Source organism: Streptococcus halitosis, assembly GCF_027691175.1.
Taxonomy (GTDB): Bacteria; Bacillota; Bacilli; order Lactobacillales; family Streptococcaceae; genus Streptococcus; species Streptococcus halitosis_A.
Genome location: NZ_JAQFBD010000008.1, coordinates 1 through 20,974, shown reverse-complemented (window position 1 = coordinate 20,974; position 20,974 = coordinate 1). Strand labels below are relative to the sequence as shown.

At 40.2% G+C, this 20,974-nt stretch carries 28 protein-coding genes; 8 read left to right on the top strand and 20 right to left on the bottom strand.

The window, feature by feature from the left end:
* From PG086_RS09515 to PG086_RS09505, 3 genes are all read left to right on the top strand, one after another.
* Nucleotides 1-843, top strand: coding sequence for a sugar ABC transporter permease (locus PG086_RS09515; RefSeq protein WP_001065640.1), 843 nt, complete (start codon nt 1-3; stop codon nt 841-843).
* Nucleotides 844-1,022: 179 nt separating this feature from the next.
* Nucleotides 1,023-1,823, top strand: a complete 801-nt coding sequence (locus PG086_RS09510) for a DUF1189 domain-containing protein (RefSeq protein ID WP_270748820.1) — start codon at nt 1,023-1,025, stop codon at nt 1,821-1,823.
* 9 nt (nt 1,824-1,832) lie between these two features.
* Nucleotides 1,833-2,819, top strand: a complete 987-nt coding sequence (locus PG086_RS09505; protein WP_001145418.1) for a LacI family DNA-binding transcriptional regulator — start codon at nt 1,833-1,835, stop codon at nt 2,817-2,819.
* 33 nt (nt 2,820-2,852) lie between these two features.
* Here the strand turns inward: PG086_RS09505 and PG086_RS09500 are convergent, their stop codons facing one another.
* The 13 genes from PG086_RS09500 to rgg form a co-directional block, all read right to left on the bottom strand.
* Nucleotides 2,853-3,794: a YitT family protein gene (locus PG086_RS09500; RefSeq protein ID WP_000806299.1), complete on the bottom strand. Its 942-nt coding sequence runs from the start codon at nt 3,792-3,794 to the stop codon at nt 2,853-2,855.
* On the bottom strand, nt 3,772-5,535 hold the full coding sequence (gene aspS / locus PG086_RS09495; RefSeq protein WP_007522677.1) for an aspartate--tRNA ligase: 1,764 nt from the start codon (nt 5,533-5,535) through the stop codon (nt 3,772-3,774). Before aspS ends, PG086_RS09500 begins: the two co-directional genes overlap by 23 nt.
* Nucleotides 5,536-5,686: 151 nt before the next feature.
* Nucleotides 5,687-5,905 (bottom strand): hypothetical protein, encoded by a 219-nt coding sequence (locus PG086_RS09490; protein WP_084911285.1) that lies wholly within the window; start codon nt 5,903-5,905, stop codon nt 5,687-5,689.
* A 17-nt stretch (nt 5,906-5,922) separates the two neighbouring features.
* A complete protein-coding gene (locus tag PG086_RS09485; RefSeq protein ID WP_270748810.1) occupies nt 5,923-6,564 on the bottom strand; it encodes a CPBP family intramembrane glutamic endopeptidase in 642 nt (213 codons plus the stop codon).
* A 9-nt stretch (nt 6,565-6,573) separates the two neighbouring features.
* Nucleotides 6,574-7,272 carry an ABC transporter permease gene (locus tag PG086_RS09480; protein ID WP_270748807.1) on the bottom strand — a complete coding sequence of 233 codons (699 nt, stop codon included), beginning with the start codon at nt 7,270-7,272 and terminating at the stop codon, nt 6,574-6,576.
* A complete protein-coding gene (locus tag PG086_RS09475) occupies nt 7,265-8,089 on the bottom strand; it encodes an ABC transporter ATP-binding protein (RefSeq protein WP_270748805.1) in 825 nt (274 codons plus the stop codon). The genes PG086_RS09480 and PG086_RS09475 overlap by 8 nt, the downstream gene beginning before the upstream one ends.
* Before the next feature lie 10 nt (nt 8,090-8,099).
* The gene (locus PG086_RS09470) at nt 8,100-8,834 is read right to left on the bottom strand and encodes a DUF3169 family protein (RefSeq protein ID WP_270748803.1); all 735 of its coding nucleotides are present in this window, start codon (nt 8,832-8,834) and stop codon (nt 8,100-8,102) included.
* Between the two features lie 18 nt (nt 8,835-8,852).
* Entirely contained in the window at nt 8,853-9,203 is a 351-nt protein-coding gene (locus PG086_RS09465) for a PspC domain-containing protein (RefSeq protein WP_000713857.1), read from the bottom strand.
* Nucleotides 9,204-9,205: 2 nt separating this feature from the next.
* The gene (locus PG086_RS09460) at nt 9,206-9,403 is read right to left on the bottom strand and encodes a hypothetical protein (RefSeq protein ID WP_270748801.1); all 198 of its coding nucleotides are present in this window, start codon (nt 9,401-9,403) and stop codon (nt 9,206-9,208) included.
* Nucleotides 9,400-9,606, bottom strand: a complete 207-nt coding sequence (locus PG086_RS09455) for a helix-turn-helix transcriptional regulator (protein ID WP_000916948.1) — start codon at nt 9,604-9,606, stop codon at nt 9,400-9,402. The genes PG086_RS09460 and PG086_RS09455 overlap by 4 nt, the downstream gene beginning before the upstream one ends.
* A gap of 143 nt (nt 9,607-9,749) precedes the next feature.
* A complete protein-coding gene (gene hisS, locus PG086_RS09450) occupies nt 9,750-11,030 on the bottom strand; it encodes a histidine--tRNA ligase (protein WP_270748800.1) in 1,281 nt (426 codons plus the stop codon).
* Nucleotides 11,031-11,107: 77 nt separating this feature from the next.
* Nucleotides 11,108-12,355, bottom strand: coding sequence for a hypothetical protein (locus PG086_RS09445; RefSeq protein WP_049479709.1), 1,248 nt, complete (start codon nt 12,353-12,355; stop codon nt 11,108-11,110).
* A 197-nt stretch (nt 12,356-12,552) separates the two neighbouring features.
* A complete protein-coding gene (gene rgg, locus PG086_RS09440; RefSeq protein WP_049479707.1) occupies nt 12,553-13,404 on the bottom strand; it encodes a quorum-sensing system transcriptional regulator Rgg in 852 nt (283 codons plus the stop codon).
* 123 nt (nt 13,405-13,527) lie between these two features.
* Here rgg and PG086_RS09435 point away from each other — a divergent pair, with 123 nt between their 5' ends.
* Nucleotides 13,528-13,869 (top strand): metal-sulfur cluster assembly factor, encoded by a 342-nt coding sequence (locus PG086_RS09435; RefSeq protein ID WP_001204050.1) that lies wholly within the window; start codon nt 13,528-13,530, stop codon nt 13,867-13,869.
* Between the two features lie 166 nt (nt 13,870-14,035).
* Here the strand turns inward: PG086_RS09435 and ilvD are convergent, their stop codons facing one another.
* Nucleotides 14,036-15,739 carry a dihydroxy-acid dehydratase gene (gene ilvD / locus PG086_RS09430; protein ID WP_000137343.1) on the bottom strand — a complete coding sequence of 568 codons (1,704 nt, stop codon included), beginning with the start codon at nt 15,737-15,739 and terminating at the stop codon, nt 14,036-14,038.
* Nucleotides 15,740-15,923: 184 nt separating this feature from the next.
* On the opposite strand from ilvD, the gene PG086_RS09425 reads away from it, so the two are divergent.
* The 4 genes from PG086_RS09425 to rpmG all read left to right on the top strand — a co-directional run bounded on the left by PG086_RS09425 (nt 15,924) and on the right by rpmG (nt 17,629).
* Nucleotides 15,924-16,931 (top strand): SPFH domain-containing protein, encoded by a 1,008-nt coding sequence (locus PG086_RS09425; protein WP_270748797.1) that lies wholly within the window; start codon nt 15,924-15,926, stop codon nt 16,929-16,931.
* 2 nt (nt 16,932-16,933) lie between these two features.
* Nucleotides 16,934-17,134, top strand: a complete 201-nt coding sequence (locus tag PG086_RS09420; protein ID WP_000796543.1) for a PTS ascorbate transporter subunit IIC — start codon at nt 16,934-16,936, stop codon at nt 17,132-17,134.
* 147 nt (nt 17,135-17,281) lie between these two features.
* Nucleotides 17,282-17,464 carry a 50S ribosomal protein L32 gene (gene rpmF, locus PG086_RS09415; RefSeq protein ID WP_000290417.1) on the top strand — a complete coding sequence of 61 codons (183 nt, stop codon included), beginning with the start codon at nt 17,282-17,284 and terminating at the stop codon, nt 17,462-17,464.
* Between the two features lie 15 nt (nt 17,465-17,479).
* A complete protein-coding gene (rpmG, locus tag PG086_RS09410) occupies nt 17,480-17,629 on the top strand; it encodes a 50S ribosomal protein L33 (RefSeq protein WP_001265622.1) in 150 nt (49 codons plus the stop codon).
* A gap of 535 nt (nt 17,630-18,164) precedes the next feature.
* Here rpmG and PG086_RS09405 read toward each other — a convergent pair.
* The 6 genes from PG086_RS09405 to PG086_RS09380 all read right to left on the bottom strand — a co-directional run.
* Complete coding sequence (locus PG086_RS09405; RefSeq protein ID WP_270748792.1) at nt 18,165-19,214, bottom strand: DUF389 domain-containing protein; 1,050 nt, start codon at nt 19,212-19,214, stop codon at nt 18,165-18,167.
* Complete coding sequence (locus PG086_RS09400) at nt 19,211-19,534, bottom strand: potassium channel family protein (RefSeq protein ID WP_001253404.1); 324 nt, start codon at nt 19,532-19,534, stop codon at nt 19,211-19,213. Before PG086_RS09400 ends, PG086_RS09405 begins: the two co-directional genes overlap by 4 nt.
* Before the next feature lie 13 nt (nt 19,535-19,547).
* Nucleotides 19,548-19,889, bottom strand: coding sequence for a hypothetical protein (locus PG086_RS09395; RefSeq protein WP_000397556.1), 342 nt, complete (start codon nt 19,887-19,889; stop codon nt 19,548-19,550).
* Nucleotides 19,814-20,116, bottom strand: a complete 303-nt coding sequence (locus PG086_RS09390; protein WP_004240734.1) for a TMEM175 family protein — start codon at nt 20,114-20,116, stop codon at nt 19,814-19,816. Before PG086_RS09390 ends, PG086_RS09395 begins: the two co-directional genes overlap by 76 nt.
* A 382-nt stretch (nt 20,117-20,498) precedes the next feature.
* Nucleotides 20,499-20,837 (bottom strand): Cd(II)/Zn(II)-sensing metalloregulatory transcriptional regulator CadX, encoded by a 339-nt coding sequence (gene cadX, locus PG086_RS09385; RefSeq protein WP_000711083.1) that lies wholly within the window; start codon nt 20,835-20,837, stop codon nt 20,499-20,501.
* A gap of 11 nt (nt 20,838-20,848) precedes the next feature.
* Nucleotides 20,849-20,974 (bottom strand): cadmium resistance transporter (locus PG086_RS09380; RefSeq protein WP_270748830.1); only part of this gene is annotated, 126 nt, incomplete at its 5' end.

The following is a 20,974-nucleotide window of genomic DNA, read 5'->3' as shown; positions in this document are numbered from 1 at the left end:
ATGAATAACTCAATCAAACTCAAACGTAGACTGACTCAAACCCTCACTTACCTCTACTTGATTGGCCTATCAATTGTCATTATCTATCCACTTTTGATTACTATCATGTCAGCCTTTAAAGCAGGTAACGTCGCAGCCTTTAAACTCGATACTAACATCGACTTCAATTTTGATAACTTTAAAGGACTCTTTACCGAAACTTTGTACGGTACTTGGTACCTCAATACTTTGATCATTGCCTTTATCACAATGGCTGTTCAAACAAGTATCATCGTACTTGCTGGTTATGCTTATAGCCGTTACAACTTCTTGGCTCGTAAACAAAGTTTGGTCTTCTTCTTGATTATCCAAATGGTGCCAACCATGGCCGCATTGACCGCCTTCTTCGTTATGGCGCTTATGTTGAACGCCCTTAACCATAGCTGGTTCCTCATCTTCCTCTACGTCGGTGGAGGTATTCCGATGAATGCTTGGCTCATGAAAGGTTACTTTGATACTGTGCCAATGTCTCTTGACGAATCTGCAAAACTAGATGGTGCAGGACACTTCCGTCGCTTCTGGCAAATTGTCCTTCCGCTCGTTCGCCCAATGGTGGCTGTACAAGCCCTCTGGGCCTTCATGGGACCTTTCGGGGATTACATCCTCTCTAGTTTCTTGCTTCGTGAGAAAGAATACTTTACTGTTGCCGTTGGTCTCCAGACCTTCGTTAGCAATGTGAAAAACATGAAGATCGCCTACTTCTCAGCAGGTGCTATCCTCATCGCCCTTCCAATCTGTATTCTCTTCTTCTTCCTACAAAAGAACTTTGTTTCAGGACTTACAAGTGGTGGCGACAAGGGATAATTTATCCCCGCCACCCTTTTTCATTTTGGAGCTTGTTGCTAAAGCTACAAGATTAGACACACTTCTACAAATCTTATTGAAACCATCTTTAAATAAGGAATTGATTTGCTAGACTTGAAATAAAGCACATTTCTCTATATAATAATACTCATATAGAAAACACTCTTAGAAAGATGCCTATGCTTCCATATCCATTCTCGTATTTTACTAGTATCTGGGGATTTCGTAAGCCCCTATCAAAACGTTTCGGCCTTAACTGGTTTCAGCTTCTCTTTACGAGCATTTTCCTCATCAGCTTGTCTATGGTTCCAATTGCCATTCAAAACAGCTCGCAGGAAACGTATCCACTGGATACCTTTATCGATAATGTCTACACTCCACTGACAGATGAAGCGATCATGGACTTGTCAGAGAATGCACAAATCGTTGATGGAAAGCTGAACTACTCAGGAACTAAGAATCAGCAGCCTTCTCTTTTGATTGGTTCAAGCCAAATCAAAGAATTGCCAGAGGACCTACAACTTCATTTTGATACGGAAGAACTCGTCATCAGTAAGGAAAGTAAGGAACTGACTCGCATTCGCTACCACGTGATTCAAACGGAGAGTTTCCAGAGTAAGGAAGATCTTACCCAGGCCATTTCTAAAGATTGGTATCAACAAAACCAGGTCTATATCAGTCTCTTTCTCGTTCTTGGTGCAAGCTTCCTCTTTGGATTGAATTTCTTCATTGTCTCTCTTGGGGCTAGCTTTCTCCTTTATATCACCAAAAAATCACGCCTCTTTTCATTTAGGACCTTTAAAGAGTGCTACCATTTTATCTTGAACTGTTTAGGATTACCAACTCTGATTACGCTTATTTGGGGACTTTTTGGTCAAAATATGACAACCCTTATCACTGTACAAAACATTCTTTTTGTTCTTTATCTGGTCACTATTTTTTACAAGACACATTTCCGTGATCCAGATTATCATAAATAGGAGATTTTTATGCCCGTGACGATTAAAGATGTGGCTAAAGCAGCAGGTGTCTCACCTTCAACTGTTACCCGCGTCATTCAAAATAAATCAACGATTAGTGATGAAACCAAAAAACGAGTTCGCAAGGCGATGAAGGAGCTCAACTACCATCCCAACCTCAATGCTCGTAGCTTGGTAAGTAGCTATACTCAGGTAATCGGTCTGGTGCTCCCTGACGACTCGGATGCCTTTTACCAAAATCCTTTCTTCCCATCTGTTCTACGAGGGATCGCCCAAGTGGCATCTGAGAACCACTATGCTATTCAGATTGCAACTGGGAAAGATGCAAAAGAGCGACTCAAAGCTATTTCCCAGATGGTCTATGGTAAGCGTGTAGATGGTTTGATTTTCCTCTATGCCCAAGAAGAGGATCCTTTGGTTAAACTAGTAGCCGATGAGCAATTTCCTTTCCTTATCTTAGGTAAATCTCTATCTCCCTTCATTCCGCTTGTCGATAATGACAATGTCCAGGCAGGTTTTGATGCGACAGAATATTTCATCAAAAAAGGATGCAAGCGAATTGCCTTCATCGGAGGAACCAAAAAACTTTTCGTAACACAAGATCGTCTAATGGGTTATGAGTTAGCTCTTAAACAATACCAACTTCCTATTGATCCCAATCTGACCTACTTTGCGACCGAATTTCTTGAAGATAATGGTTATCGCTTTAGTAAACTTCTCTTCGAACATGATCCAAATATTGATGCTATTATTACTATTGATAGCCTTCTTGCTGCAGGGGTCTGTGATTACATCGCAAAACACCAACTGGATGTCCCTGTCCTCAGCTTTGACTCGGTCAACCCTAAACTGAACTTGGCAGCCTATGTGGATATCAATAGTTTAGAACTCGGGCGCGTTTCCTTTGAAACCATTCTCCAGATCATCAACGATGCTAAAAACAATAAACAGATTTGTTACCGCCAGTTGATTGGACACAAAATTATCGAAAAATAAAGACCAGCCCCAAGGCTGGTCTTTTGAGTATTATTAATTGTCTGTTTCTACGAATCGTCCTAGGATGTGGACATTTTCGGATACAGAGACAAAGGCTGTCGGATCGACCTGTTTCATGATGTGTTTAAAATCATTAAACTCTGCTCGTGTGATAACTGTAATCAAGACTGCTTTTCTCTCATGATTATAGGTTCCTTCTGCATCGTGGATCATGGTTGCTCCGCGGTGCAATTTTTTATGGATTTTTGCAATTACCTTGTCAGGATTATTGGTCACAATCATGGCCTGCATGCGTTTTTGCTTGGTAAAGACCGCGTCTGTCACACGACTGGAGACAAAGATAGTAATCATGGAGTAGAGGGCGTATTTCCAACCAAAGGTCAATCCTGCTATCAGCATGATGGTTCCATTTACTAGGAAAGAAATACTACCGACATTCTTACCCGTTTTCTTTCGAATGGTCAGACTGACGATATCTGTACCTCCGCTAGAAATATTGTTACGGAGCGCAAAACCAATCCCCAAGCCCATGACAACACCCCCAAAAAGAGCATTGATAATGGGATCCTCTGTCAAGGTCACAACTGGTACAAGCTGGATAAAGAGGGAACTCATGGATACTGTGATAAAGGTAAAGATTGTAAACTTATGCCCAATCTGATACCAAGCCAAAATCATCAACGGAAAATTGATAGCATAAAAGGTTAGCGATATCGGAATGTAAAAACCAAACCAGTGATTACTCAAGGCAGAGATAATCTGTGCCAGACCCGTCGCACCACTGGAGTAAACGTGTCCTGGTTGAAAAAAGAAATTGACTGCTACCGCTGACAGAAAGCCATAAACCAGAGAAGCCGATACTTTCTCATCATATTTTTCCCGAGAGATACTTTGTAAAACTCGTAAGATTTTTATCTGATAAGCAAAGCGGCGCAAATAATAGCGCCACCGCTTAATTCGTTTTGCTTGTTTCATCTTCTTCTACTTGTAAGCTGAGTTCCTCTAGTTGTTTGAGAGCGACTGTTGATGGAGCTTGAGTCATTGGGTCGGTTGCCTTATTGTTCTTAGGAAAGGCAATGACTTCACGGATATTTTCTTCTCCTGCTAAGAGCATCACAAAACGATCAAGTCCAATAGCCAAGCCACCATGTGGTGGGAAACCATAGTCCATGGCTTCAAGAAGGAAGCCAAACTGGTCATTGGCTTCTTCAGCTGAGAAACCAAGAGCCTTAAACATGCGTTCTTGAAGGTCTTTTTGGTTGATACGAAGACTACCACCACCAAGCTCATAACCATTCAAGACGATATCGTAAGCAATGGCACGAACCTTAGCCAAATCACCTTCTAATTCGTGAGCTGTTTCTTCCTGTGGAAGAGTAAACGGATGGTGGGCACTCATGTAGCGGCCTTCTTCTTCAGACCATTCAAACATTGGCCAATCAACCACCCAAAGGAAGTTGAATTTATCGTTATCAATCAAGTCAAACTCTTTGGCGATACGGCCACGAAGGGCGCCTAGTGTTGCATTGGCCACTTCAAGCGTATCCGCCACAAATAGAACCAAATCCTTATCTTCAAGACCAAGTGCTGCAGTCAAATCTGCTTGGATCCCAGTCAAGAACTTGGCAACTGGTCCATTTAATTCTCCATCAACTACCTTGACCCAAGCAAGACCTTTGGCTCCGTACTGTTTGGCTACTTCGGTCATCTTGTCGATGTCTTTACGTGAGTAGTTATCTGCAGCTCCTTTGACCACAATAGCTTTAACGGCAGGTGCTTCTGAGAAGACTTTGAAATCAACACCCTTGACTACTTCTGTCAAGTCCTGAAGCAACATGTCAAAACGGGTATCAGGTTTGTCAGAACCGTAAAGAGCCATTGCGTCATCATACTTCATACGAGGAAATGGAAGCGTCACGTCGATGCCTTTTGTTTCTTTCATCACGCGTGCAATCAAGCCTTCTGTAATATCTTGGATCTCCTGCTCCGTAAGGAAGGATGTTTCCAAGTCGACCTGGGTAAACTCAGGCTGGCGGTCACCACGCAAGTCCTCGTCACGGAAACATTTGACGATTTGGTAATAACGGTCAAAACCAGCATTCATCAACAACTGTTTTGTAATCTGTGGGCTCTGAGGAAGAGCGTAGAAATGCCCTTTATTGACACGAGATGGCACCAAATAGTCACGTGCCCCTTCTGGCGTTGATTTAGAAAGGAATGGCGTCTCCACATCGATAAACTCCAACTCATCCAAGTAGTTACGGATTGAGTGGGTCACCTTGGCACGAAGCTTAAGGTTTTCTAGCATTTCTGGACGACGAAGGTCAAGGTAACGGTAACGCAAACGTGTATCGTCATTGGCCTCAATCCCATCTTTAATCTCAAAAGGCGTTGTTTTAGCTGTATTAAGCACTGTCAAAGCTGTCACGTTTAACTCAACCGCACCAGTCGGCAATTTATCATTGGCTTGCTCACGCGCAACGACTTGACCAGTCACCTCGATAACAAATTCGCTACGAAGGCTTTCAGCTGTTGCCATAACCTCTGCAGATACTTTTTCAGGGTTGATAACCAACTGCATGATTCCTTCACGGTCACGAAGGTCGATAAAGATCAAACCACCAAGGTCACGACGACGGCTAACCCAGCCTTTCAAGGTCATTTCTTGTCCGATGTGTTCCTCACGAACACGACCAGCATACATACTACGTTTCATGTTTTCTCTCCTCTTTTATTCTGTTACTATTTTACCACAAAAGCGCAGGCACTTCATGAAAATCATCAGAAAAGTTTGATTGCCTTTAGAAATCAAAACAAACAGACAAAAAATCCGATGAAAACGTCATCGGATTCTCTGATTATGATTCTTAACCTTTTTTGCGCTTTTCGGCAATCTCCGCTGCCTTTTTAGGTAGAACAATCTCCGTCGCATACGCCGAAGCAAAACGCAAGACACCTGCAATAGGCGCAAAGACAACTGCTAGATAGTTGTAAAAGAAATCGCCTTTAAAGGCATAGGCAAGTGCCCCGATGATAAAGAAGAGAACGACCGCCTGTATCAATGCTAATAAAATTACTCGTTTCATGTGACCTCCTGACTCTATTATAGCATGAGTATCATCAAAAAGCCGATTAAATTATTCAAAGCGTGGAGAGAAATGCTGTAAAGCAGACCTTTTCGGCTTACATAAGCCAGACCCAAACTCAATCCTAGACTGGCATAAACTAAAAACTGTTGCAAAGTCCCTGGAAAATGAATCAAGGCAAAAAGCACACTTGATACGAGGAGAAACAGAGCTGTCTGTTTGCTGTTGTTCTGCTTAGGAAAGAGATAGCGCGCCAACATCCCTCTAAAGATGAGTTCTTCCGTCAGAGGAGCAAAGACCACTACCATAAAGAAACCAAAGACAGGCTGAGCAACTGTCAGTTGTGATACGATTTGTTGATTGACCGACGGATCATCTGGCAAAAAGAACTGGGCTGTAATCGCCACTAGCAAAACCAGGATTGGCAACCAGATATAACGATTAAATGCAGTCGTCTGGATGCTAACCTTTTCTGTCTGATACCATCTGTAAACTCCATAAACATAGGCCCCTGACAGGGCGATATAAAGTGGTAAAACTCCATAGATCGAAGCCCCTAGGTCAAGAGCTGACAACGCCATACTCTGAACCAGACCATAACCAAAGAAAAAGGATAGAACAGCTAGAAGAAACCAGCCAAGATTTTTAAGTAGTTTCATATGAGGCTCCTATTTTCCTTTATAACTATTTTTCAATACAAAGAGACTAGCTAATCCTAGTAAAAGAATCCATGCTAGCAAAAGACCGAGACTTCTCAAAGATAACTCTCCACCACCTGCTTTTAACAGACTTACCAAAGGCCCAATGAAGGAATAGTCCAACAGTTTTTGAGCAGTGTCATTTTGAACGGCAAGAATGGGCAAGAAAGAGAAAGTCAGCATAGGAAAAATACTATACACTTGCGCCTTAGACTGGGTATCTGATACTGCACCGATAAGAAGATTAAGAAAGATTATACTGATGGTCGCTAGAAGCAGATAGAGGCCATAGGTAAGAAAGTAGTTTGTCAAATCAACCTTAAGATAGAGAGGTAGAACAACCATCGAAAGAAGCATCACGAGAAGAGGAAGAGCCATCATACTCATAGTATACTCTGTTGCTGTCACACCACTTAGTATGAGTGATTTAAGATTACGTTTTTCCTTATCCTCAGCCATCATAATCGATACCATATAACCACTTCCCATACTCAAGACCATCGTCAAACTCATAGAGAGGAGAAACATACTCAATTCTCCACTCTTGTTTAAGAATTCATTATATAGGATAGCAATACCAAAGGGCATTAATAAAGTCGCTAATAAGGTTGAGTTGCTAACAAGAACTTGTAGTCTTAACCAAAGAAGGGCATTTAATTTTCTAAACATCTAACTTTTCTCCTGTCAATCTAATAAAGATTTCTTCTAAAGTCGGTTCACAAGAATGAACAGCTATTAGATTTGTCGTATTCAAATGAGGCAATTCTTCAAAAGGAATCACTTGCTCACGCCCATCTTGATAGCGTAAACGAACCTTTTTATCCACATGGTATTTCTGGATAATCTCTTGTGGGCTACCATACTCAATCAACTTTCCCTTATTTAAAAGAGAGAGTCGATCACAAAGCAAGGTTGCTTCATTCATATCGTGGGTTGTTAAGAAAATCGTTGTCCCAGCCTGCTTCAATTCTTGTAAGAGAGCATGAATCGATTTTGAGGTGGTAGGATCAAGACCACTTGTTGGCTCATCCAGAAAGAGGATTTTGGGAGCATTTAGAAGAGCACGAGCCAAGAACATCCGTTGTTTCATACCTGTGGATAGTTTTTCTGCGATAAGGTTTTTGGCATCTGATAACCCCACTTGATCAAGTACTGTATCTACTCTAGAAGCTTTAAGACCATATAATTTTGCATAAATGAGCAGATTTTTATAGAGGCTCATCTTTTCATAAAAACCACTGGTATCACTAACAATCCCGATTTGTTCCAAATCATTTGAAGTCAAATTTCGAGAGGACTTCCCTAGGAGAACGGTCTCACCCTGATCTGCAGCTAACTGACCCGTCAAAACATTGATCATAGTTGTTTTACCTGAACCTGAAGGTCCTAGGAAGCCAAAAATTTCACCCTCTTGAATCTCGAAAGAAATCTGATGCAGAGCTTTCTTGCTTCCAAAACTTTTACTTACATTTTCAACGCGAATCATAGGAACTCCTTTATTTGAAATAACGTTTTACCATAGGTAATTGCATCACATTGATATAAATATGGATCGCTCCTACAAGCAAGAAGGCTAGTAACTGAATCTCTCCTGTCAATAAAGAAAAGATAGCAATCAAAAAATAGAGACCTGGTAAGACATACTGATTTAATTGGAATAAAATTCGAAAACTTTGTTCCAAATTAGCCTGACGCTCCCCTTCATCATAGGAGTTTACGTAGTCCAAGACATCCTTTGGTGTAGAGAAGAATTCCAAATCAAACTGACGAACGATCGCAATGGTTTTATAGAGATATTTTTGAGCACTGAAAATCATCACTAATGCCAAAAAAGAAAGAGATAAGGTTATATAGCTGATATTTAGTACAATTACTTCACTACCTGAGATGAAAAGAGCCAAAAAAATCACTACGCCTGCACTATTAAAAGCAATAGTTCCAAACTCGAGATTGCGATACATTTGCACATAATAGGTTTCATTCAAATCATCATCCGTTTCCTCTTTGTACAAGGAGTGAAATGTTCTGCTTTTCTTTAAGAAATCGAAAGTCAAAAACATACTAATGAAACCTAACAGTAAACAAATAGATGATATCCATGGAGTCACGGTTTTGACATCTAAAATGGTTCCATAGTTTTCGGTATAGGCCTTAAACATCCCTGCAAACATGCCCAAGAAGCCTCCCAAGATCAAAGCCATTAAAAATAACAATCCACGTTTCTTTTTCATATTCATCCTCTTTCTAAACTAAACCAATCCAACTAACCACTGACCAAAGTCCTTACCTGACTCAAAGATAGCGACCAAACCTTCTGTTCCAAGTGACACCAAAATCAAACAAACAGCAAACAAGAGAATAGCTTGGTTTCTAGCTTTTTTTGCTCCATCTCCCAAGGGTTCATTGCCAAGCCAACCTGCTAGATAGGCATAGAGAGTTACTGTTATAATCCCAATCTCTGTCGAAGAGAGAAACAGCAAGACTGTCACCAAACGAACGATATTGGCTTGAATGTTAAAATAATTTCCTAAACCTGCACAAACACCCGCAAGTTCTTTGTGCTCAGTATCGACTTGAAAACCTGCTAAAAACTTTTTCATATTCATTCTCCTTTTTCACTTGCTAGATTTTTGAATTTCTTTTCAATCCAGTCAACTACTGGGATGAGAGCAAAGTAGGCCCAAACAAATTGGTCGCTTTGATAGGAACTAAACCAGCCTAGGTCCATCCCAATCAATAGAAATACACTGACTAATAAAGCTATGGCAACTACATAATAAATTACTTTATACTTGTTCATTCCTCATCCTCCTCTATACGAAATACCGACTCGACTGGTTCATTGAATATCTGTGAAATCTTCAGGGCGATCACAACTGACGGGGTGTATTCGTCCCGTTCTAGTAGGCTAATGGTCTGTCTGGAAACTCCTGCTAGCTTGGCCAGTTCGGTCTGATTGAGACCATCACGAGCCCGAAGCTCTTTTAAACGATTTTTTAGCATTCCCTTCTCCTTTATTCTTAACTTGCTTACATTGTAACACATCTTTTTCTTTTTGACAAGTATAATTGTCAAAAAGTTTATGATTTTTGTCATTTTGTAAAAGAAACTGGTCGGGAGTAAGATCCCGACCAGTTTATCTGTCATTAAAATCCTAGTTTTTCAAATACTTCTGAAAAGTTTTGGCTGATAACATCAAGCGTAACTTCCACTTCTTCTCGAGTTTGGTTGTTCTTAACTGTCACTTGTCCGCTTTCAACTTCACTCTCGCCTAGCGTGATGAGAGTCTTAGCCGCAAAGACATCGGCGGACTTGAACTGAGCTTTGAGCTTCCGGTTGAGGTAATCACGCTCTGCTTTAAAACCTTGTTGGCGAAGGGCTTGTACCAATTCCAAGGCCTTGACATTTGCTCCTTCACCCAAGACTGCGATATAAACATCTAGAGCGTTTTCGATAGGGAGAGTCACACCTTGCTTTTCAAGGATGAGAAGCAGGCGCTCTACACCAAGTCCAAAGCCAAAGCCTGCAGTTTCAGGACCACCAAAGTAGGCAACCAAACCATCGTAACGACCACCCGCACAGACGGTCAAATCATTGCCCTCAATCTCAGTGATGAATTCGAAAATGGTGTGGTTGTAGTAGTCCAGACCACGCACCATATTGGTATCGATGATATAGTCTACACCCAGATTTTCCAACATCTGACGGACGGCATCAAAATGAGCTTGGCTTTCTTCATCAAGGAAATCCAAGATAGACGGTGCATTTTCTACTGCCACCTTGTCTTCTTTTTCCTTAGAGTCCAAGACACGGAGAGGATTTTCCTCCAAACGACGTTGGCTATCCTTAGACAAGGTCTCCTTGATCGGTGTCAAATAATCAATCAAGGCTTGACGGTAAGCCGCACGACTCTCAGGATTTCCAAGAGTGTTAAGATGCAATTTGACACCTTGGATGCCGATTTCTTTCAAGAAATGAGCTGCCATAGCGATGGTTTCCACATCGGTAGCTGGATTGCTAGAGCCAAAACACTCAACACCAATCTGGTGGAATTGGCGTAAACGCCCTGCCTGTGGACGCTCATAACGGAACATAGGGCCCATGTAATAGAACTTACTTGGCTTTTGCACTTCTGGTGCGAAGAGTTTATTTTCCACATAAGAGCGGACAACGGGCGCAGTTCCTTCTGGACGGAGGGTAATATGGCGGTCACCCTTGTCATAAAAATCGTACATTTCCTTGATAACGATATCCGTTGTATCTCCGACAGAGCGGCTGATGACCTCGTAATGCTCAAAAATAGGCGTGCGCACTTCCGCATAGTTATAGCGCTTGAAAATTTCACGGGCAAAGCCCTCAACATACTGCCACTTGGCAGACTCAGCAGGTAAAATATCCTGCGTTCCTTTTGGTTTTTGTAATTTCATAGGGAATCCTCTTTAAACTTAATAGTCTTATTTTACCATAAATAGAGGGATTAAAACAGTGAGAAAAAAATTAGGATTCAAATATCATTTTTGAGATTAATAACTGTCAAAAGAATAGCTAGCAAGGAGAGACCAACAAACAGCATCCAAGTCAACTGTATATTCCATACAGCTAGAAGTGAAAAACAAGCTGTTCCCACAGGTATGGATAAGGTAAACAATAAACCTAAAAAATTACTGGTACGAGCTAAAACATCTGGAGCTAGATTTTTCATGAGCATGGCACTAATCTTTGGTTGAACTTTACCAGACACATAGAGAGTTGAAAAGAGAAATAGTAAACCAAGTACGACTTGATTGAATACATTAGCTAGACCAATTAGACTGAGTCCTACGGTCGCCCACATCATCAATCTAGGCAAAGACTGCTTCCCAAAATAATCATTGCCCGTAAGGCTACTGATGATGATTGCTACTAAAACACAGAATTGATTGATAAATAGTGCCTCTGTGTAAGAAAAATTCAAGAGAGAATGGCTCAAAAAGAAGATGTTATAGATGCTTCCTAAAGCCCCACCCAAGGCATTAATAAGCAAGACAGCAAAGATCATGAAACCAAAGTTTTTCTGTCCACCTTTAAGAAAAACGAGACGTAAATTTCGGTAAATTGTTAGGAACTGGTCTTTGATAGAAAGCTTCTCATTTTTTAGGTTTTCACCATCAGCAGATGACATTGACAGACTCAATTTGCTTTTTCCTAAAAAGAGAATAAAGGCTGATACTAGGAAAAAGCAGGCATTGATTCCAGCAACAAGGGAAAAATTGTTGACCGATAGACCTAAGAGCCAAACTCCAAAAGCTTGACCACCAATAGCTGAAATATATGTGATAAACTGGGAAAAAGAATAAGCTTCCATCAGATCCTCTTCAGCTACTTTTTCCTTAACGAGAGGCATTCGCAAACCACCAGCAAAATCACTGATCAAATCACTGATGACATTGATCAAACACAGGCTAGAAAAGGCAAAGAGACTAGCTTGCTGAACAACTAGGGCTGCCAGAAAAAATAAAACCGCCTGAAACAAACCGCTATAGACCATCCATTTGACCTTGTCCCTTGTGTAATCTGCCCGAATCCCTACAAAAACTGTAAAGAGAGTCGGAAGAATAATGACAATATTCGCCATAGCAACAGCAAAAGAGGCTTGTGGCAAGGTCGATGCATAAACGATAAATACTAGGTTAAAAATCGAAGCACCAAAAGCATTGAAGAAGCGCGACAAAGTCAAGAGTCGATAAGCTTGATTTCTAAACAATAGTTTCATAGGTAATCTCCCTTCTTGTTATAATCCCTATGTGAAGTATGACTATAGTATAGCACTTAGAAATTGAAAGGGAAAACTTTTGAATATATGCAACACATAAAATGAGCAAAGAAACGATAGAACTTTTGTAACGACCTGAGAGTAGTCAAAAGTTCTATCGCTTAAATTTTCAAATTATTTTCTTAGTTTGCAGATATTCAACAATCGGTTGTATTTCTGTAGTATTCAGCAGATTTGTTACAACCAAGCATCTCAAAAATATGGACAGCATCTTCCATCTTTTTCTGCCCTTCCTTGACTCTACCCTGCTTGCTATCAAGAAGACCTTCAGCCCACAAATAGACAATTCGGAAATAGGTCTCATTTTCCTTGTAGAAATGCTCTTTGATGACACGTTTAAAATAAGAGGCATTGGTAAATTCTTCACACTCAATGCTGGCTAAAAAGCCATTCAATAGTATAGTGTGAAACAGATTTCGATTACCAGACATTTCCATTAGAAAATCAGATTTACGTACCATTTCTCGTACATATCTAGTAAAAAGAGAAACAGATAGAAATGGTGAACTGACTGAAAATAAATTGAGTTCATAGATTCCCCAAATCTCGGTAGAAAACAAATAATCATGAAGGACTTTCCCTTCCTCTGCTGTTAACTCTACCCTTTCATCCATGCTCTTCATATAAGACTTGATAATGATGGCATTTAGAATATGTTTCTGTTTGTTTTGAGAATGGGCATGCTTTTGATACTCCTTGCGATACAAGTCCTCAAGCGGAGCTATATTCTTTGGATCCAAGACATCTATGATTTCTTTTCTCAACTCAGAATCTGTATCATACTGAAAACCTCTCGTCAGAAAGAGGATTTCCTCTACACTAGCAGATATATTTTCTAGGGCAAATAGAAACTTTTCCACCGAAAGCTCACTCTGACCTGTTTCAAATCGGGACAACATGGACGGCGAAAATTGTCCCCCAGTTGCTTGTCTCAGCGAGATATTTCTTGACTCTCGTAATTGTCTAAAGACTTTTCCAATCTGCTCCATAGACTTCCCCTTGATTCCGTATTTTCTTCATTTTATCATATTTTTCAGAAAATTCATCAAAAACTTGCCAAATTGTCAGAATTATGAGAAAATAGAGGATATTTATCACGTGGAGGGACTGTTATGAGAGACGATATCAAAATCAATGACCGCGCTTTAGCCTTGCAAGACCAAATTATCGATAAATTAGAGAAGGTTTTTGATACAGATGTGGAATTGGATGTTTACAATCTAGGGCTGATTTATGAAATCAATCTAGATGAAACAGGTCTCTGCAAGATTGTCATGACCTTCACCGATACTGCCTGTGATTGCGCCGAAAGCCTACCTATCGAAATCGTCGCAGGTCTAAAACAAATCGAGGGTATCGAAGATGTCAAGGTTGAAGTTACCTGGTCTCCTGCATGGAAGATCACACGAATCAGTCGCTACGGACGCATTGCCCTCGGACTGCCACCTCGTTAATACTCTTCAAAAATCAAATTCAAACCACGTCAGCGTCGGCTTGTCGTACTCAAGTACTGCCTGCGCCTAGCTTTCTAGTTTGCTCTTTGATTTTTATTGAGTATAAGCAGGCAAATCACTTTTGAAGATGAAAAGAAGCAAGCCGAAAATGGCTTGCTTTTCTTGTTTATTTTTTACCTGACTTGTCCATATTCCAGAAGTCTGTCACGGCTCCGCGTGAAGCAGAGGATACGATATGGGCATATTTACCGAGGACACCACGGCTGTAAAGTGGTGGCAAGGTTGTTTCTGCCTTGCGTTTTTCAAGTTCTTCTTCGGATACGGCCATGGAAATTTCTTTGGTATCTTGGTCAACCGTAACGATATCACCTGTACGGAGGTAAGCAATCGGTCCACCATCCTGAGCTTCAGGAGCGATATGTCCGACAACCAGACCATAAGTACCACCAGAGAAGCGTCCATCCGTCAAGAGGGCAACCTTGTCTCCTTGACCTTTACCAACGATCATAGATGAAAGTGACAGCATTTCAGGCATACCAGGACCACCCTTAGGTCCAACAAAACGGACAACGACTACATCGCCATCAACGATTTCATCTGTCAGAACGGCCTGAATAGCATCTTCTTCTGAGTCAAAGACCTTAGCTGGTCCAACGTGACGACGAACTTTAACACCTGATACCTTAGCAACCGCACCATCAGGGGCAAGGTTCCCGTTCAAGATGATAAGCGGACCGTCTGCACGTTTTGGATTTTCAAGTGGCATAATGACTTTTTGGCCTGGTGTAAGGTCTGCAAAGTCAGCCAAGTTTTCAGCGACTGTCTTACCAGTACATGTGATACGGTCGCCATGAAGAAAACCATTTGCCAAGAGATATTTCATAACCGCAGGGACACCACCGACTTCGTAAAGGTCTTGGAAGACATACTGACCAGATGGTTTCAAGTCGGCCAAGTGAGGCACACGTTCTTGGATCGTATTGAAGTCCTCAAGGGACAAGTCAACATTAGCCGCATGGGCAATGGCAAGCAAGTGAAGAGTGGCATTTGTAGAACCACCGAGAGCCATCGTTACAGTGATGGCATCTTCAAAAGCTTCACGAGTCAAGATATCAGATGGTTTGAGACCAAGCTCCAGCATCTTAACAACAGCACGTCCTGCTGCTTCGATATCTTCTTTCTTGTCAGCTGATTCAGCTGGGTGAGATGAAGAGCCTGGCAAGCTCATCCCTAGAACTTCGATAGCAGTCGCCATGGTATTAGCTGTGTACATACCACCACAACCACCAGGACCAGGACAGGCATTACATTCAAGACGTTTCACGTCCTCAGCTGTCATGTCACCGTGGTTCCATTTTCCGATTCCCTCAAAGACAGAAACCAAGTCAATGTCTTTGCCATCAAGATTTCCCGGTGCAATGGTTCCACCATAGGCGAAAATAGCTGGAATATCCATATTGGCAATGGCAATCATAGAACCAGGCATGTTCTTGTCACAGCCACCGATAGCGACAAAGGCATCCACGTTGTGACCACCCATCGCAGCCTCAATAGAGTCCGCAATGATATCACGAGATGTCAAAGAGAAACGCATACCAGGCGTTCCCATGGCAATCCCGTCCGCTACGGTAATGGTTCCAAACTGTACCGGCCAAGCACCTGCAGATTTGACACCTTCTTTAGCTAATTTCCCGAAATCATGCAAGTGAATGTTACATGGTGTATTTTCCGCCCAAGTCGAAATCACTCCCACAATCGGTGTTTCAAAGTCCTTATCTGTCATACCAGTCGCACGAAGCATAGCACGGTTTGGTGATTTAACCATGCTGTCATAAATGCTACTGCGGTGACGTTTATCTAATTCAGTCATTTGTTCCCTCCCGCTTCAGTTTTTACTATTATAGCACATTTTAAAGGCAATGAACAGAAGAAAATTCTTGAATTTTCAGAAAATTCTATACAGTGATATTTTCTTTAAAAATGTTACATTTATTTCTTGACTTTACAAATTAAAGTGATATCATTTAGATATCACATAACAGGAGGTCATTCTTATGACTGAAAAACTAATCAATTCAAAACCAAATGGTGTAGTGGCCTTGATACTTATCGAGTTGGCACTCGTACTTGGCATTTTTATATTTGTAATCGGTGCTGGTTCGGAAAACGTTTTTGGAATTATTATCGGTCTTTTATTAATCTTAATTTCAGTTCTAGCTCATGCTGGTTTAAAAGCTGTCAAACCTCAGGAAGCTCTGGTTTTGACCCTTTTTGGTAACTATACAGGTACCATCAAAGAACCTGGTTTTTACTTTGTCAATCCCTTCAGCGTAGCAGTTAACCCTGCAAACCACACTCGACTTGGTCAAAGTGGTGATGTTAGCACGAAATCTCCTTTTTCAGGGATGAAATCATCAAATGGCAATGATGTAAATCTTGAAATTGGCAAGAAACAGATTTCCCTAAAAGTTATGACTTTGAGCAATTCCCGTCAAAAGATTAACGATTGCTTAGGTAACCCTGTTGAAATTGGAATTGCGGTAACTTGGAGAGTGGTCGATACCGCTAAGGCAGTCTTCAACGTTGACAACTACAAGGAATATCTCTCTTTGCAGTGTGATAGCGCCCTTCGTAATATTGTCCGCATCTATCCTTACGATGTGTCTCCCAATGTAGATACTACAGGGGATGGACAAGCAGATGAAGGAAGTCTCCGTGGCTCTAGCGAAATTGTAGCTAACCGTATTCGTGAAGAAATCCAAAGTCGCGTAGAAGATGCTGGCTTGGAAATCCTTGAAGCACGTATCACTTATCTAGCTTATGCACCAGAAATTGCTGCCGTCATGCTTCAACGTCAACAAGCATCTGCTATTATCGATGCACGTAAGATGATTGTAGACGGCGCTGTGGGTATGGTTGAAATGGCACTAGAACGTCTCAATGAAGGAGAGTTGGTAGAACTTGACGAAGAACGAAAAGCTGCCATGGTTTCAAATCTCCTAGTCGTTCTCTGTGGTAATCATGATGCACAACCAATTGTCAATACAGGAAGCCTTTATTAAAAATGGCAGAAGCTAAAAAAAAGCAAATCCCCCTTCGACTCTCGAATAAGTTATATGCTGCACTAGCATCATGGGCAGAAGACGACTTTCGTTCAGTCAATGGGCAAATCGAATATCTCCTCACAGAGTGTGTCAAGCAACGAAAGAAAGATGGAAAATACGTATCAGAAACCATTGATGAACCATTTGAGATTGATATTTAACACCTTCTCCTGTCTGCTGGGTTGGACGGGAGAATTTTTTCATCTTTTTTTGTCAAGTAACTTTACTTTACAAAAAAGTTTTGATATACTATTAAAGTTGATGAAAATCAAACCTAACTGAATTATATCTTAAAAGGAGAAATCAAAATGGCAGTACCTGCACGTCGCACTTCAAAAGCGAAGAAAAACAAACGTCGTACACACTACAAAGTAACAGCTCCATCTGTAAACTTTGACGAAACTACTGGAGATTACTCACGTTCTCACCGCGTATCACTTAAAGGATACTACAAAGGACGTAAGATCGCTAAAGCTGCATCAGCTGAATAATAGAAGGGAGATACCATGCGCGTAAATATCACACTTGAACACAAAGAATCTGGTGAACGCTTGTACCTTACTTCTAAAAACAAACGTAACACTCCAGACCGTCTTCAATTGAAGAAATACTCACCAAAACTTCGCAAACACGTTGTGTTTACAGAGGTTAAATAAGGGTTCACTACACGTCAGTAGACTTTAGAAACCTTGATTTAAAGCAATTCTTGAATTTCGAAATTTCACTACATTGCGATATGAATCAATCGAATCACTACCTTTTTCACTACCTTTTATGTAATAAGAAACTGATTCGTTTATTTAAAAAGAAGAGGAACTTTAGTGTCAAGCTCCTCTTTTTTATTTGCTCTTTTACTTACAAATCGTAAGACCTGGTTTGGAAAGTATGAATTTCAGTTGGACTAAAAACAGCGTAATATCAAGACTTTTCTCCGCTTTTATAAAAGCGTTTTTCCAATCAAATTCAACTAATTTTATCTAAATGGTGTGGATTTTACCCCCAAAATTACAGAGAATGGAGCTGATAAACACTAAACGTTCACACCATTAGTTAAATGATTTTTTTCATCATTTTTCTTAGATGATAGAACTTCTAATTTATTTCTTATTCAAGCAAAAACAACCTGCTATAAGTAAGAAAGAGGAAGATACAAGAAAAACACGGCGTAAAAACCGATTCAGTTCATTGTCCTCAATCCTTGTCTGCTTCATTTTCTTTTACGAGATCGTTTTGTGAATCTTTTTCAGAGAGTTTTTGATCAATATACTTGTCAATGTTTTCATAAAATTCCTTGGTCGCTTCACTATCTAATGTTGGCGAGTTCTGAACTTGATTCACTTTCAATTGAACAGATTGAATACCGTAAGAGGCTTGTTTTTGGTGGAGTGTTTCTAATTCTTCTTCTGAAATCGGATCTCCAACAACCGTCAAGACCAATTCATTGTTACTTGACTTGTAGACTTGATTAATAACCGTATAATTGGCGAACTCTTTTCCTACAAACTGTTTGATCCCTTCTTTGCGCGCTTGTTCTATTGTCAGAGTAACTGCCGAATAGCTAGCTGGAAGAATCAACAATACAATCAAAGAAATCAAGCCAATTCTCATTTTAATGCTCAGCTCTTTAAATGAAGTTAAAGGAGATTTTCTCATCAAAATTCTTGTTCCAACAATGTTGGCTAGCATGATAAAGACACAGTTGATCAAGAAAAGATAGAGAGCCCCCAATAAAAATCGTACATTCCCATTAGCTAAACCATAGCCAGCAGTACAGATAGGCGGCATCAAAGCTGTAGCAATGGCTACTCCTGGCACGATATTGTTTGCTTCTTTTTTCCTTGAACCAATTACGCCTGCTATCCCACCAGCAATAGCAATGAGAACATCCCAAATGGTTGGAGAGGTTCGTGCAATCAATTCGCTACTTGCATAAGATAAGGGAGAAATCCAGAAATACAGAGCCGAGACAAGCAAGCTGACCAATACTTGAGTAAATAAAACCTCTAGAGATTGCTTGATTAAACGCGTATCAAAAATAGCTAAACCAAATCCGAGTCCAACAATCGGTGTCATAAGAGGGGAAATCAGCATGGCTCCAATAATGACAGCTGTTGAATTCATATTTAGACCTATAGAGGCAATAAAAATCGCACACATCAAAATCACTGTATCTCTTAATCGAACATGAAGATCATCATATAATTTCTCACGGTATTCACGTGTTGAATAATTGGCAGTCATTTGTCCTCTCCTCTTTCCTTATTTAAATCGGTATAATAATTAATAATAACAGCTGATAAACAGCCAAAAAATATGAGCCCATAAATCGTCAAGAAGACACTGGTAATCCTTCCAATCAAGGTCACAGCTAGGAGATCCCCGTAGCCGACAGTCGTCGAAGTCACAAAAGCATACCAAAGACCGTCTCCGTAATTTGTGATAGCAGGTTCAACTAGGAAAAGCACGCCTCCTGACCCAAAAACAAAGGTCACAAAACTCAGAGCAAACCGAGTAAAACCCGTAACCTGTATAATATGCCATAACATTTTTAAACGTCTCATTTGTTCTCCTTATTCATACTAGCTCCTGACCGAGCCGTTTTTTCCAATAATCAAAGTGAAGATAGGACATGATCTCCATCAGAGAAAGATAGACAAACTGATAGATCTGATTTAAGCTGATTATCAACTGATATTGTTTGAAAAATGACTGGAAGAAAGACCAGATATGACTGTCTTGAATCAGTCCCTTCTTAACATCAGACAGGATATTAGCTAAAGCTCCCAAGGACTGAAACGGTAAATCCTTGACATTTATATAGATCCGGTCCACCACATCATTCAGACTGGTATCTTGGATGGCATGAAATTCTCCAAAGAGAACTCCTGCCGCTCCAAGAGTAGAAACAAATTCCACCAAATAATTTCTGAGGAAATTTTCTCAACCTTTTCCCATAATGTGTTTAGTGCCATCCATAACGATCCCAACCAGAAAAAGGAAAGAAAACAAGCAAAGAAATTTTGCCGTAAATCCCAAAAAGCTTCAAGACTTGGTGTTGTTGGTTTTTCTAACTCTAAAATCAAGATGGTCATAATAATTGCTAGAACAGCATCTGTCAATACAATTAATCTGTCTTTCTTCATCGGATTGCATCCCCTTTCTTTTTTGTAACATTCTATCTTATCGCATAATATTGGATATTCTTTCATAATCCGACTACAAACAAAAATAAACCAAAAAGTCTGTCCCTATTATGCTATATTTAACTCTAGAAGTATTCATCCATCTAATTAATAAATATATCATATTTCACAATAAATGACTACTATCAAAGATACATTTTCTTTCAGATTTCTCCCTTTTAAACTTGGCTAACTTGACCTGCATTACCTAGGTCGCTTTGCTTTAAATTATACTTTTTTCTTAAAGATTTGCTACGAGTAGTCTTTCATGTGAGTAATTTTTATCAAAAAATTTCATAGATAAGTCCTATATATAATCATGATAAAGTAGTAAAAATAGTTGTTATCCTAGTTGATTAAAAAAGTCTTTGATTTCCTCATCTTTTATAAAATAATATATAATTTTCCCCTCTCTTCTAGTATCCAAGATGTTTTGATTGGCTAGTTTACGAAGATGGTGGGAGGCAGATGCCATACTGAGATTTAGTAAACAGGCTATATCACAGACACAGAGTTCTTCAACAGCAAGGAGATAAAAGATGATATTTATCTGTTTATTATCGGTAAACTTTGATAAAATACGAAGTGATTTTTGGACTTTTTCCTTTTCAAGGTAGTTCGTTGCGGTTGTAACATTTTGCTGATTTATAATATTCACTTGGCAGATACTATCTTTTTTCATAATTTTTTCTCCTAGCCGAACACAGTCCTTAGCATGTTAAAGCTGTTGTTTTCAATCAGGATATACATCCCCAGTCCTAAATAAACAACGGCAATAAACCATCTGCTATATTTTTCCAAAGTTTCTCCAACAGAAGG